12 protein-coding genes are annotated in these 13,666 nt (G+C 68.1%); 4 read left to right on the top strand and 8 right to left on the bottom strand.

The window, feature by feature from the left end; translation table 11 throughout:
* Nucleotides 1–153: 153 nt before the first annotated feature.
* Entirely contained in the window at nt 154–492 is a 339-nt protein-coding gene (locus F0U63_RS40435; RefSeq protein WP_395838876.1) for a hypothetical protein, read from the bottom strand.
* 96 nt (nt 493–588) lie between these two features.
* Nucleotides 589–1,065: a hypothetical protein gene (locus F0U63_RS40430; protein ID WP_395838874.1), complete on the bottom strand. Its 477-nt coding sequence runs from the start codon at nt 1,063–1,065 to the stop codon at nt 589–591.
* A 388-nt stretch (nt 1,066–1,453) separates the two neighbouring features.
* Here F0U63_RS40430 and F0U63_RS40425 point away from each other — a divergent pair, with 388 nt between their 5' ends.
* A complete protein-coding gene (locus tag F0U63_RS40425; RefSeq protein WP_395838871.1) occupies nt 1,454–4,198 on the top strand; it encodes a M16 family metallopeptidase in 2,745 nt (914 codons plus the stop codon).
* A gap of 14 nt (nt 4,199–4,212) precedes the next feature.
* Here F0U63_RS40425 and F0U63_RS40420 read toward each other — a convergent pair whose 3' ends face one another.
* On the bottom strand, nt 4,213–4,956 hold the full coding sequence (locus tag F0U63_RS40420; protein ID WP_395838868.1) for a glutathione S-transferase family protein: 744 nt from the start codon (nt 4,954–4,956) through the stop codon (nt 4,213–4,215).
* A 260-nt stretch (nt 4,957–5,216) separates the two neighbouring features.
* On the opposite strand from F0U63_RS40420, the gene F0U63_RS40415 reads away from it, so the two are divergent.
* The gene (locus F0U63_RS40415; RefSeq protein ID WP_395838865.1) at nt 5,217–6,116 is read left to right on the top strand and encodes an alpha/beta fold hydrolase; all 900 of its coding nucleotides are present in this window, start codon (nt 5,217–5,219) and stop codon (nt 6,114–6,116) included.
* Nucleotides 6,113–6,754: a hypothetical protein gene (locus F0U63_RS40410; RefSeq protein ID WP_395838862.1), complete on the top strand. Its 642-nt coding sequence runs from the start codon at nt 6,113–6,115 to the stop codon at nt 6,752–6,754. The genes F0U63_RS40415 and F0U63_RS40410 overlap by 4 nt, the downstream gene beginning before the upstream one ends.
* Nucleotides 6,755–6,840: 86 nt before the next feature.
* Here the strand turns inward: F0U63_RS40410 and F0U63_RS40405 are convergent, their stop codons facing one another.
* On the bottom strand, nt 6,841–8,901 hold the full coding sequence (locus F0U63_RS40405) for a 3-hydroxybutyrate oligomer hydrolase family protein (protein ID WP_395838859.1): 2,061 nt from the start codon (nt 8,899–8,901) through the stop codon (nt 6,841–6,843).
* A 200-nt stretch (nt 8,902–9,101) separates the two neighbouring features.
* On the opposite strand from F0U63_RS40405, the gene F0U63_RS40400 reads away from it, so the two are divergent.
* Entirely contained in the window at nt 9,102–10,670 is a 1,569-nt protein-coding gene (locus tag F0U63_RS40400; protein WP_395838856.1) for a CocE/NonD family hydrolase, read from the top strand.
* 184 nt (nt 10,671–10,854) lie between these two features.
* On the opposite strand, the gene F0U63_RS40395 is transcribed toward F0U63_RS40400, so the two are convergent.
* The 4 genes from F0U63_RS40395 to F0U63_RS40380 form a co-directional block, all read right to left on the bottom strand.
* Nucleotides 10,855–11,685, bottom strand: coding sequence for a hypothetical protein (locus tag F0U63_RS40395; RefSeq protein ID WP_395838854.1), 831 nt, complete (start codon nt 11,683–11,685; stop codon nt 10,855–10,857).
* Between the two features lie 186 nt (nt 11,686–11,871).
* Nucleotides 11,872–12,363 (bottom strand): hypothetical protein, encoded by a 492-nt coding sequence (locus F0U63_RS40390; RefSeq protein ID WP_395838851.1) that lies wholly within the window; start codon nt 12,361–12,363, stop codon nt 11,872–11,874.
* A 50-nt stretch (nt 12,364–12,413) separates the two neighbouring features.
* Nucleotides 12,414–12,929 carry an SH3 domain-containing protein gene (locus tag F0U63_RS40385; protein WP_395848501.1) on the bottom strand — a complete coding sequence of 172 codons (516 nt, stop codon included), beginning with the start codon at nt 12,927–12,929 and terminating at the stop codon, nt 12,414–12,416.
* Between the two features lie 84 nt (nt 12,930–13,013).
* Nucleotides 13,014–13,640 carry a TetR/AcrR family transcriptional regulator gene (locus F0U63_RS40380; RefSeq protein ID WP_395838849.1) on the bottom strand — a complete coding sequence of 209 codons (627 nt, stop codon included), beginning with the start codon at nt 13,638–13,640 and terminating at the stop codon, nt 13,014–13,016.
* Between the last annotated feature and the right edge of the window lie 26 nt (nt 13,641–13,666).

Genomic DNA, 13,666 nt, shown 5'->3' with positions numbered 1-13,666 from the left:
ACGGAATGCCCCGGCGGGGGAGGGAAAGCGGCGGACTGGAGCGATGCCGGCACAGCAAAGGCCACTTCAGGACTGCACTGCCTGTGCACCGGCTCTGCGTGCGGCCCTCGGGGTCCCGTTGGCGGCCCCCTGAAGGCCCTGGCTCAATCCCTCTCAGCCAGCGGTGTTGGCGGTCTTCCAGTCCCCACAGTGGAGAATTTTTTTCGTTGCATGCTCGCCCACACACGCGCGGAATTTGATGGTGATGCCTTCAGCGAAGTTGATGGTGAATGACTTCGAGGATCCAGCGCCGTTGGGGTTCCAGTAGTAGCCATGCCCGGAGACCTGAGCCACGGCGGAGTGGTCATCCGCTGCGGTATCCTGGATGGAGAAACTGTCGCCGCTCGAGTTGAACGTCACGACGGCGGCATTGCCATATCTGGCGCTGGTCTTCGCGAGCGCGGAGACGGTACCGGTTTCACTCTCCGCGGGCTCTACCGATACGTCCGGCACCTCATTGCCTTGGGTGAGGTCGCCATCCTCGGGTGCTGTCCCCGGGCAGATGTCTGTCTCTCGAGGCGCCGATTGGCGTGCCAGCTGGAGGCCTGTTCACTCTCCACGAAAATCCTCCTTCGGGAAGGCCTTGACCGCGAGCTTCCGAATCGGCTCCAGGTCGCGAAAGGAACCGCCGTTGATTGAGTTGCCCTTCGTATCGAAGAACATGATCTCCCGGCAGCCGAAGCACACCACCGCATCCACCCATGCGTTGCCATGCAAGAAGCGCAGGGCGATGTCCGGATTGAAGATGCAACGCGTGGGTTGCGTGGGCCGCGTGTCCTCGGGAGATACCCAGGTCTTCGCCAGCGCTTGATGCTCTTCCTCCTTCAACTCGGGGCCAGCGCGGGTGAAGACGAATCCGTGAACGCGAGGGCGCCGATCCTTCTTGGCTGGCTTTTCATCCAGGTGTTCCATATCGGCGAGAAAGATCTGGACGCGGTCTGGCTGGAGCATGAATGCTGTCAGGGGGTGCTCCGCAGGAGTTGCTGGGGCACCTGACAGAGAGAGGGCAAGGAGTAGGGTGAGCATGGTGACTCCAGCCTAGTCTTTCCGCCTCACCGCCACCCATACTTCTCCGCACCAACAGGGCCCATTTGCTCTGAGTTCCGCATGACACCTTCGCCGGCCTGTCCTGCCCCGACCGCGCTCCACCGGCTGCGCTCCCGAGGAGGCGTGCGCTGGTTCTGGGACAACGAAGCGAATCCATCGAGAGGGATCCTTGTTCTTCGCTCCGCGGCGACCAAAATGGTGAAAGTCGAGTCATACACCTGGTATGAGCCCAGGACGGCGGGGGGAACCGGATCTCGCGGGGTGGCCTTTCTCGCGAAGGGGTTCCAGGGACTGGCGGAGGCGCCGGAGCCCTCGGAGGGGAGTGGTGTTGTTTCCACGGATGTCGAAGCTGTACAGGGTGCCACTGATGCGTCTTGCCATTCCGTTACTCCTCCTGTCGCTGGCCGCGTGCACCACGCTTCCCCCTCGGGGCCAGCTCGCCATGCGCGACGTGCAGTTTCCCGTGAGAGATCTGCGCTACGCCTCGGGCCTGCGCATCCTCGTGGAGCCGGACCGTCGGCGGCCCGTGGTCGCGGTCGTGACCCTGGTGGGCAGCGGTGGCGCGAGCGATCCGAAGGGCAAGCAAGGCTTGGCGCACCTGGTGGAGCACCTCACCTTCCGGGCTCACGCGGCGCAGCGTCCCTCCCGCTGGGGTCAGCTCGAGGCCGCCGGAGCGGGGTACATCAACGCCTACACCTCGTTCGACACCACCGTGTACCACGCGCTCGCACCGCGCAAGTCGCTCGGGGAGCTGTTGCGCATCGAGGGCGAGCGTCTGGCCAATCCGCTCCAGGGCGTCACGCCCGAGCTCTTCGACGTCGAGCGCGAGGTGGTGCGCAACGAGCTGCGCGAGCGCAACGAGACGGGATTCGTGGGCCAGGTCTTCTCGGCCATCCAGCGGGCCAGCTTCCCCGAGGGCCACCTCTACGCCCAGCCCGTCGTCGGTGAGCATGGAAGTCTCTCGGCGCTCACCCTGGAGGACGCGCAGTCCTTCTCGCGGGGCAACTACCGGCCAGAGAACACCACCCTGGTCATCGTGGGGGACGTGGATCCCACCACGGTGGACCAACTCGTCGCCCAGCACCTGCCGGCGCGGCTGCTGGGCGCGGGGCTGATGGAACTCACCCCGGACAAGCGGCTGCCGGACGAACCGCCCCCCGTGCCGCTCAATCCTCGCACGGAGGTGCTCGAACTCGAGGCCGCCGTGCCCACCCCCGAGCTGTACCTGGGCTGGACGCTGCCGCGCGGCTATGACGACGCCAGCTTCCTGCAGGACTTCGTAGAACGCATCATGCCCTCCGCGCTCTCCCCGGCCCTCCAGGAGGATGGGGACATCGCGGGCCTGTCCACCTCCCTCATTCCCGGCCGGCATGCCTCGCTGCTCGTGGTGCGGGTGGTGCTGCACAGCGGCGACCACCCGGAGAAGTCGGCGGAACGGGTGCTCGATCAACTCTACCGGTTCTGGGGAGACCAACTGGCGACGGACGATGTGCTCGCCGCCCGGACCGGGGTGCAACTCCAGCGGCTGTCCGTCGTCACGGGGATGGCACTCGAGTCCGAGGACATCATGGCCCGCGCCCTGCGCCGCGCGGAGCTGACACACTTCTCGCTCGATGCGCGCGCCTACATGCGCTCGCTGGCCTCGGTGGCCAGGGCGGACGCCAACCGCGTCACCCGCTTCGCCTACGACTACCTCCAGCGCGAGCGCGCGCGCCGGGTGATGGTGCGCCCCACGCGGGGCGCCGCCGGGACGGCGGTGGCTGGCGGGCGCGTGGCCCCCTTGTCCCTCGTCGAGGAGGACGTGCCCAGCCAGGTGCTCCTCACACCGCCGCCCGCCGTGTCTGGCTTCCGCACCCTGCGGCTGGAGAACGGACTGGAGGTGGTGCTCGGCGCGATGCCCGGCCTGCCGTTGGCGACCGTGCGGGTGTGGCTGCACGGGGGCTCGGCGACGGGCGAGCCTCTGGGGGTGGGGACGCTCGCGGACTCCATCGTCTTTCCGGACTCCGTGTTCCAGGGCACGTCGGCCGACTTCGGGCTGCACCGGCACTCTTCCGTCTTCAGCGACCATGCCACCTTTGGCTTCTCGGGGGCCGCGGGCAATCTGCCCAACATGCTCGCCATGACGGCCGAGCAGCTCTCCTCGTTGAAGACCGAAGACGCGTACGTGCGCTCCTTCCAGGAGCAGTACCTTCCGTACCTCAAGAAGGCGGAGGCCTGGCCCGAGTACCGAGCCGCTCTCGCCTTCCAGGCCGCCCTCTATCCCCGGCATGTCTATGGGCGCGAGGCGTCTGCCGCGCAGCTCCAGAACGTGGGCGAGCGGGATGTCGAGGCGTGGGTGGAGAGAACCTATCGCCCCGCCAACGCGGTGGTGGCCATCGTGGGCGAACTGGACCTGGACGAGACGGAGAAGCAGGTCCGCACCTGGCTGTCCCAGTGGAAAGGCCCCGAGGGAGTGCCGACTGTCATTCCCGCGCCCGAGCTCGGTCCCGCGCATCCGGTCCAGTTCCTGCTGACGGCCAGTCCTGGAGCGACCCAGACGTGGGTGGCCTGGGGCTGCCCGCTGCCGGCAGCGGATGCCGCCACCGAGGCGCGCTATTCGCTGATGGCGGAGTTGGTGAGCACGCGCCTGTCCCGGCAGGTACGTGCCTCACTGGGGGCCAGCTACGGTCTGCGAGGGAGGGCCGTGGTGCGCGAGGGCGGTGCCGCCCACCTGGAGGTGCAGGGCGCGGTGGAGAATGCCCAGCTCGTGCCGGCGCTCGCCGCCGTGCGCCAGTCGTTGGGGGAACTCTCCCAGGGAAAGTGGAGGCCGGTGGAGTTCGAGGCCGCGCGCCGGCGGGTGAACCAGCAACGCGCGCTGTCGCTCGGTACCTCCGCGGCTCTGGCCGATGCGGTGCTCGACACCCGGGGCCGGGGGTGGCCCCTGGCCGACGTGGAGAACCATCCCAAGCATCTCTCGGCCGTCACCCCCGAGGCGCTCCAGCGGGACTTCGGGTGGTGCGCGGAGCACCTGGTGGTGTCGCTCCGAGGGGAAGAGGCCGTGATCCGCGGCGTGGAGGCGGCATGGACGCACGATGCCTCCACGCGGGCGCCCGAGTCTCCTCCGGGGGGGTGAGAGGACAAGCTCGGCTACGCCGTGCCGGGGCCCCGGGTGGCCGCGTCCACCCGGTCCAGATAGCGCGTCAGCCGGGGCCGCGCGTTGACCTGATCGCGCTGCCACGGGGTGAGGTCCTGGCGCAGGCTGAAGAGCTGGCTGAACAGGCCGAGGTCCGCGGCGGAGAACGTCCCCAGCCAGAAGCCCTCCTCGGGGGTGCGAGCCTCCAGCGAGTCGAGCAGTTCCTGGAAGCGCCGCCAGCACACCTCGGGGCCCGCGCGCCAGACATCACGCGCCACGACCCCTTTCACGATGCGCTTGCGCATCTGTCCGCTGATGAGGAGCCGCAGGGGCCTCGGCATGATCGAGAAGGCCTCATCGCGAAAGCGCGCCCAGTTGCGCTCGTCGGCCCAGCGGGCGCAGACGAGGAAGCCGGAGAGCGAGGTGTCGGCGAACTCCTCCCACAGGTTGGCCTCGCCGGCGAGCTTGGGGTCCGTGGTCCCGTGGAAGGTGCGGCCCGCGAGCTTCTGGAGGCGCTGGAGGATGTCGGTGGAGTCGCCCACCGCCTCGGTGTCGCCGATGAGCAGCACGGGCACCTGGCCGGTGGCGTGGTACTTCTTGAAGCTGCTGGGGATGCCATGGCGGCGCTCGTAGGGCAGTCCCAGGTACTTCAGGGCGCGGTTCGCCTTGAGGCAGAAGGGGGAGTAGCTCTCCAGGCCAGGGATACGGGTCTCCCCGAGTTCACACAGGACGAGCTTCGGGACGGTGGGGGTTGCCATGCGGGTTCCTCGGGCAGTGACGTGGGCCGCCACTTCCCACCATCCCCCCCGGGCGTCAATGGAGCAGCGGAAGGGTTGAAGGGGGGACCCGCTCAACGAACCCGTTGAGCGGGGTGAAGGACATGGTCCGGTTCTCCTTCGGTGGAGCCTGTCTGGGGGCCGCCGCACGGTGCCGGCGAGGACGCGCGTGTCACACCCGCGGCTGCGCCACGGAGAGATTGGACTCCCCACCCACGGGAAGTTCTGATTCGGTGTCCACCATGAGCCCCTTCCTCCACCCGCCCCGCCGCCCCTGGGCGTTCCTCCTGTTTCTCTTGCCGTGGCTCGTCCTCGCGGGCTGCGCGCTGCCCTCGCCCACCGAAGGCCGCCTCCTGCGCACCGGACCCACTCCCGTCGCCGAGGCCCTCTTCGAGGTGCGTGCCCGTCACACGGACCTCGTCCCGGTGCGGGTGGTGTTTCCCTCGGACTCGCGAGGACGTCCCACCCGGCCCGCCGACGGCTCGCGGCTCCCGGCGCTCGTCCTCGTCCAGGGCGCCTTCGTCCCTCCCGAGGATTATCTCTGGCTCGCCGAGTCCCTCGCGGCCCGCGGCCATGTCGTCGCGCTGCCGGCGCACCCACTCGACTTCGCCCTGACCGCCACCGACAATGGCCGCTCCGCCCGGCAGCTCCTCGCCCAGCCCCCGGAGGACTCGCTGCTCACGGACCTCGTGGACCCCTCGCGCATCGCCGTGGCCGGGCACTCGCTCGGCGGCGTCGTCGCCAGCAAGCTCGCGCTCGAGGGGGGCTTCGCGGCCCTTGCCCTGCTCGCCAGCTACCCCGACCCCGCCGACGCCGAGCGCGTTCCCTCGCTCGCGCTGCCTTCGCTCTCGCTCGCGGGAGCGTTGGACTGTTCGGCCCAACTGCCCCGCGTCCGGGACGAGGCCTCCCGTCTTCCCTCGCCCTCGGTGCTCGTCGTGCTCCAGGGGGTCACCCACTACCAGTTCACCGTCAGCGACCAGAAGGACCGGGAAGGTGGCTGTGCGCCCACCGAGCCACTCGACACCGCGCATGAGCGCATCACCGAGGTGCTCGCGCGCTTCCTCCACGCCGCGCTCGCCGGGAACGGCACGGGCGCCGATGATCTCCGCCAGGTGCCCGGCACCGAGGTGACCGTCCGATGAAGCCCCTCGTCTTCTGCTGTGCCCTGCTGCTCGCGCCCGTGGCCGCCGCCGAGGCGCCCCTGCTCACCGCGCGCGGCCGGGTGGACGCCTCGCACCTGTCCCTGCTCGGGGGAACGCAGGGCGTGGGCGTGGGCTTCCTCCTGGCCCAGGCCCCCCGGCCCGACGCCCGTCCCACCGCCTACGGCGGTGAGTTCTTCGTCCAGCCCACGCCCGGTGTGCTGGAGTTGCGCGGCGCGGGCCAGTGGCAGCTCACCCCGGGCGCGGGAGCCTTCAGCGCCTCGGCGCAGCTCGGTCTCACCGCGTATGGGGTGGTGCGGGGCCCGGCCGACGTGGGACTCGGGCCCCACGCGGGACTCTTCGTGGGCCTGGGTGGAACGCACGTGGAAGGCTTTCTCGGTGCCCAGGCCGGACTCGAGGCCTTCCTGCGGACGGGCGGACCGCGCGTGCCCCTGCGCTTGCTCCTCGGAGGGCGGGGGCGGTTGGGGGCCGTGGGCCTCGCCCTCTCCGCACGCGCGGGAGTGGACCTGGAGCGCGGCGTCCAGGCCACCTTGCGCGGCGACGTGCTGCTGGCCCTGGACTGGTACGGCACGGGCCCGAACCCGGAGACCGGACGCATCCCGGTGACGCCCCCTCCGTGACGCGGGAGGCCGCCTGGGCGAGAGGGGAGGGTGATGGACGGCGAGGGCTGGAGCCTGCTGCCCTGCTCCCCGCCGCCATCCGGAGCTTAGTTCGGGATGTCGATCGTGGTGCCGCTGACACCGATCGCGTCCGCCCCCGGCGACGCCGAGATCGGCGGCACATGGGTGTTCGTGATCGGCGTCGTCGCGGCCGTCCGCGTCACGGTGCGCACGACCTGCGAGGGAGGCAGCTCGGCGCCGCTCTTGAGATGGGCGAAGGCCGCGTCCAGCGCGCGGAACAGGTAGACGTGCAGCGGCACGATGTTGGCGGGCAGCACGCTGGCGAGGAAATCGAAGTGGTTGGCGTTCGTCACCTCGATGTAGCGCAGCTTGCTGTTGCTGCCCTCCGCCGCCGCGTTCAGACCCAGGTAGGCGCGCGACGCGTGGTTCACCGGGAGCAGCGCATCGCTGCGGCCCGTTACGATGATGGCGGGCTTGCCGTGCAGATTGCCTGTCGCCTGCACCTCGGCGAGGCCGGCGCGCACGCGGGCGCTTTGTGCCGCCAGCTCGCCCGTCAGCGGCGCGCCCGTGACGGCGTCCACGCCCATGGCCAACGAACGCAGACAGAGGAAGCCATCCAGTGCCTGGTCGGCCGCGTGGGTGGACGGGGAGATCGCCGCGCTGTAGGCCTTGGCGCCGCCCTCTGCGTTCTCATAGATCGGCGTGCCGATGATGCCGCTCTGGGTGGCGAAGCTGGAGGCCTTCTGCGCGGCGGTAAAGGCCATGGGATTGCCGTTCGCATCGGCGTTCGCCCAGCTGAAGCCGCAGACGTGGTCGGTCACCGAGAACTTGCCGTAGGCGTTCACGTAGGTCACCGCGATGGCGATGCTGCTCGCCGCGTTCAGGCCATGCAGCGGCTCCGCTTCCGGCAGCCAGCCATAGGCGTTCATGCGTGCCTTGGCATCGTTCATCTGCGCCGTCAGGTCGGCCCCCGACAGCAGGCCCTTGGCGGCGAGCGATGCGCAACGGCTGGCGACACCGGCGATACAGGGCTGGTACAGCGCCGCGTAGCTGGAGAAGTCGAGCAGCGACTTGCCTTGCGACGCCACGGCCGCACCGCCCAGCTTCACCGTGTAGCCGGTGCTGCTCTTCGGCTGGATCTGCGGCTCGGTCACGGCCACGGCGTCGATCAGCCCTCGCGTATCCTGTTCGGCGGCCAGCAGTGCCGCGCCCGCGCCGTTCGAGATGCTGGATGCCAGGGTCCAGGTGTTCTCGGGCGTCAGGCGCACGAGCCTGCTCTTGCCGTCTGGCGCCAGCGCGCCGTACTGCTCGTTCAGCACGTAGAAAGCGAACTCCACGGCCCGCAGCGTCATCCTGCCCCAGTCCTTCTCGGGGTTCTGCTGGGAGTGTGCGTGCTTGACGGCGATACGGCCGGGGTAACTGGCGGCATAGGCGCTGCGCTCCGCGTCGCCGAGGTCTGGCGCGAAGAGGGCGTCCTTGCCCGCCTCCGTGCGCGTCGCGCGCTGGCCGTTGCGCAGGTTGACGCTGTCGTCGTCGAAGGTATAGAGGCCGGTGCCGCCGCCCTTGTCCGTGTAGGCGACGGCGCAATTGTTCTTCAGGCCCCACTCGCCCGCGCTGCCGACCGCCCCGTAGATGCCGCGTGAGCCACTGGAGGAGCCGGTGACGATGCAGGGATTGTTGATGGGATCGAAGCCGGCTGGCACCTGCACCATCAGCGTCACGTTCTGCTTGCCGCTGCCGTCGTCCGCGTAGGCAATGTATTCGGTGCCCGCGACCTTGCCGGTGCCGGTGGTCGCCACGCCCGCCGCGTTCACGTTCGGGCCGTACAGCGTGCCGTAGCCGCTGTTGGCGGAGATATCGAGCACGGCCCTGTAGTTGGCGTAGATGGCGTTGCGGCGCAGCTCGGCCGCGGTGGGGTTGTTGGGATCGGCATAGGCGGGTGGAGTGGTGGCGGCAAGGCCGCTGGCGCCGAGGCCCGCGGTCAGCAGGTCGTCGCTGTCGCCGTCGTAGGTGGTGGCCGTGACCGTGCCGAGGTAACCGGGTTTCTGGTTCAGCGGGCCGCTGTCCTCGTCATGGTTCCCCTTGCAGGAAACCAGGGCGAGCAGCGTCGCGCTGGCAATGGTCAGTGGATGGGTCTTTTTATGCATGTCGTCATCTACCTTCTGTCGGGCAAGTGAGGCGGGGAGCGGAATCGGGCCAGGAGCCTACCCCTTCGGGGGACTGTGCCGCCTCTCCACCGGCCAGGCGCACAGCCCGCGTGCACCTGTCAGCGGCGCACCCTTCCCTCGGCACCAACAGGGCCCCATTCGTCCTCTACGGTTGTCGGGTGGGTATTAGTATTGGAGAGATGCTACGCCTGCTGTCCATCCTCCTCTTCTGCACCGCCACGGTCGCCCACGCCTCGGACACCTTCACGTTCTCGAGCGAGCCCGGTCCCTACGCCGTCGGACTGCACGTGCGCCAGCAGTACGACTACGCGCGCGTGTACCGGACCCGCCTCGACCTCGTGACCGGCCAACCCGCGACGGGCGAGCGGGCACGGCCGATCCAGACCCTGGTGTGGTACCCGGCCGCGCGCGGCGGCAATCCGGTGACGTTCGGCGACTACGTGGCCACCGCCGCCACGGAAGACAATTTCGCGCTGACCGCCAGCGACGCGCGGCGCGCGACGGATGCGCAGGTCGCGGCCTGGACGCGTGGCCGGCAGGCCCAGGTGAAGAGCGAACTGGCGCACGCGATGCGTGCCGTGAAGGATGCGCCCCGCCAGCCCGGCAAATTCCCCGTCGTGATCTACGCGCCCAGTTTCAGTGCGCCCGCGGCCGAGAATCCTGACCTGTGCGAGTACCTGGCCAGCCACGGCTACATCGTCATCGCCAGCCCGTCGCTGGGTGCGCGCACGCGCTTCATGACGAGCGACCTGGAGGGCCTGGAGACGCAGGCGGCCGACATCGCCTATCTGGTCGCCTATGCCCGCACGCTACCGCAGGCCGACACCGACAAGCTGGCGGTGGCTGGCTTCAGCTGGGGCGGACTGTCGAACGTGCTGGCCGCCGCGAAGGATGACCGCATCAAGGCCCTCGTCAGCCTCGATGGTTCGCTGCGGGGCTACACGGAATACGTCAACGGCGGCAAGGATGCGCCGAAGTACGTGACGCCCGCGCGTCTGGCCGTGCCACTGCTGTACCTGGCCAAGCGTCCGCTGTCCGTCGAGGAGCTCAACAAGCGCGAGATCGACACGACGTTCAGCCTGATGAACCGGATGAAGTATTCGGACGTCTATGTGGTGACGCTGCACCCGATGAAGCACGAGAACTTCTCGTCCTGGGGACTGCGCTTCGCCACCGACGGCGAGTTCGACGAGTACACCCGTGACGAAGTCTCGCTGGCGCACAGCTGGATGGCGCGCTACGTGCTGCGCTTTCTCGACGCCTACTTGAAGGACGACGCGGCCGGTCGCGCCTTCCTCGACAACACGGCCGCCGCCAACGGGGTGCCACGCCATATGGTGTCGCTCGACATCCGCCACGGCACCGGCGAGCCACCCACGCTGGAAACATTCGTTGGCCAGCTGGCGAAGCAGGGGTTCGGCCGCGCGATCGACATCTACCAGGCCCTGCACGCGCAGGATGCCAGCTTCGTCATCGGCGAAAACGGCGTCAATAGCTGGGGCTACCAGTTGCTGCGCGGCGGCCGGGGCAAGGAAGCGATCGAGATCTTCCGGCTCGGCACCCACCTGTATCCCACCAACGGCAACCTGTTCGACAGCCTGGCCGAAGCGTACGAGAAAGCGGGAGCCCGGGACGAGGCGATCCGCAATTACCGCCGCTCGCTCGAACTCGACCCGAAGAACAGCAATGCCGTCGAACGCCTGAAAGTGCTGGGCGCGCCGCCCGCGACGGCGGCTCCGGCGCCCTGACACTGCTCCCCGAGTTCGGGGAGGCGGGCCGCGCGGGTCACGGCCCTAGGAGCCTGTCGGAGTACCTCGGCTACCCACTACATGAGGGGTAGTGCGACTCAAACACACCGCTACGGTTGGTATGTAGGAGTCGTTTTTCGGCAGTACTCCGACAGGCTCCTAGGGCACTGAACGGCGAGCAGTCTCAGACGTTCACGTTGCTCAGGCGGGCCAACCCGATCTCGACATCCATCATCTTCTGCGCCCCCGTCAGCCTGGCGGTGTCCGTGGGCGAGCGGCTGGCGGCGGCGGCGAGTGCGCCCTGGCTCTCGGCGAGCATCGCCAGTTCGCCGTTGCCGATGCTTCCCTGCTGGACGCCCTGGCTGATGGCGCCCAGCTGCCTGGCCGCGGTCTGGGCCACGGGGCTGAAGGGCGCGAAGGAGGACTGCGAGCTGTTCTCGAAGGCCGACTTGCCGTTCAAGGCGTTGTTCATGCTCATCTGGGACAGTTGGGCCGCCTCACCCCTCGTGATCTGCCCATCCGCCGAGGCGCTCTTGGTCGCCTGGGCCAGCTGCTCCACGCCCTTCATCAACTGGCTGAGCTCCTGGGGGGTGATCTTCCCCGACTTCACGCCCTCGGCGATCTTGCCCAGCATCGCGCTCTGCTCCTGCTTCAGATTGTTGAGCACCTGGGCGCCGAGCTGGGGCGGAAGGGCGGTGTTGGCCATGCCCGGGTTGGCTGTCGTCGAGCCGTTGGTGAAGGACGATTTGATGTTCAGGGCGGTGTTGAGGCTCTGCTGTGACAGGTTGTTCATCTCCGTCATCGTCATCTTGCCGTCCGCCATCGCGCCCTTGGCGGACTGGGCCAGCTGCCTCATTCCCTGGAGCAACGGGCCCAGCTCCTGGGGGGTGATCTTCCCCGACTGCATGCCCTCGCGGAGCTTGCCCATCATGGCGTTCAGCTCTTCCTTCACGTTGCTCATCACCTGGGAGGCGAGCTGGGGCGGAAGACCACGGTTGTTGATGGACATGGACATGGGAGGCTCCCGGGCAATGGCTGGTGTTAGCGAAAGATAGCGTGGCGGAAACGCAAGTGTCCACGCCCAGACTGGAAAATTTGAATTTCCCGGGAATCAGGAAACGAGAAGGACGAAGGGGGCCCTGTTGTGGGGAGTGGTGGGTGCAGCTCTCGTATGCGGGGGGAGCCCCTTGTTTCTCCAACCTCAACCGATCGGATCCGGCGAGGGCGGGCCGCCGATGAAACCCGCCGGTGTCGTCAGGTAGCGCCCGGAGAGCGCGGACAGCACCCCGAGCAGGAGGAGCGCCGTTGCCAGCGCGGCCCGCTGTCTCGTCGGCGAGGTCAGGCGCGAGCGCAGGCGTGCCTCTGGTCCGACTTCCCCTAGCGGCAGCGAGATGACAAGCCAGACCAGTGAAGCCCCGAGCCAGACGGTCGCGAACAGACCCTGCCGATCCGCCTGGTTGAGCAAGGTGAACTTCGACAACATCCAGAGGCTCGTGAGTACGATCATCGCCGAAATCGCCGCCCCGATCAGCCGTATCCGCCCGAAGCCTCGGAGTCGAGCGAATGCTTCCAACGCGAGATCGAGCGTCGCCCCGAGAAGCAGGGGGATCACCACTGCGGCGAAGGGTGACGGAAACGCGGAGAGCGCGCCGAACAACGTTGCATAGATCCACGGCGCGGCCAGCAGGCCCATCAGCAGTGCACCGAGCCCCGCGGCCCCCGGGTCCCTCCGCTGTCCGGCCGTCATCGGTGTGCCCCCCGAGCAGGAGGAACGGAGACCCTGAACTCCCTTTCGAAGGCGATACGGGTGATGAGTGGCGCATAGCCATGCTGGTGCTGAAGCTGCCACCATGCGGTGATAGCTGTCGGTGGCGATGGCGATGATCCGCGGCTGGGCGAGCTGGAAACTGACGGAGGTGCGCGGGGCGTGGTCTGTTTCTGCTGGACCTGAGACCCGATGTGCTGAGGTGTGACGTCCGCCTTGACGTTCTGCTGGACGCCGCCCTTGGCCGTGTTCGTGGGCTGAACGTGCTTGAGCAGCTCCCGTGACACATACCCTTTCAAGGGCTTCCGGCTTTCGAGATGGCTCTCGACATACAGCCATCCCCCGGATCGGAGGACGACCTTGACCGTCTCGCCATGTGGCAGATCCGCTAGGGTACGCGCTCCAGGAGTTGGACCGCTCCGAAGCGCGGCACTCCAAGGGATGATCTTTCCAGACCACGGAAAGCTGTTGGGCTGCTGTGGTCCTGGTGGCATTTCGTCCTCCACGCCCCCTGATAGTACACCCGGCCCGAGCACCTCAATGCGGCCTGATGTGGCCAGGTCCGCGTGGGGGGCCCGTTACCGCCTGTTGTTCATCATGGCGGTGAGCGTCCCCAGCCACCGTGCCATGTCCTCGGGTGTATGGAGGGCGCGTCGATCCAACCACCACTCAAGCACCCCCATGTAGGCCGAGGCCATGAAGCGGTTCATGACGGGGACGGGCACCCCCTGGAACCGGGCGGAGACCTCGGCTCGCCCCATGTCGAGGTTCATGAGTTGCTCGAGGAGCTTGCGCAACTGGATGGAGAAGGCGCGCATGCCGCTCCGGCCAAGCATGAGGTGATACAACTCGGGGTACTCGGCCGCGTGCTGGAACCACTCCACCAGAGTTCGATGGAGCCGATCGGGCGAGTCACCCTGCCGATGACTCCTCCGCGAGAGCTCGAGGATCATGTCCCGCATGACGTGCGTGAGCAGCTCGTCCTTGTCGCGGTAGTGCTGGTAGAAGGTGCTGCGGTTGAGCTGGGCGCGCTTGGTGATGTCCTGGACGCTGATGGAGTCGAAGCCCCGCTCATGCATCAACCCGAGCAGCGCATCGCGAAGCATGGTGCGGCTGCGGTGCGCACGCGGATCCTCGGGGGCGGGCTCTGCTGGCTTGCGCGTGCCAGGACCGCCTCGTGCCTGTTTTTTCAATGGTTTGGGCATAGGGCAGGGTCTTGAAGACGCCTGTC

This window comes from Cystobacter fuscus (assembly GCF_044360685.1).
Taxonomy (GTDB): Bacteria; Myxococcota; Myxococcia; order Myxococcales; family Myxococcaceae; genus Cystobacter; species Cystobacter fuscus_C.
Note: the sequence above shows the minus strand (reverse complement) of the source record. Positions and strands in the feature narration are given on the sequence as shown.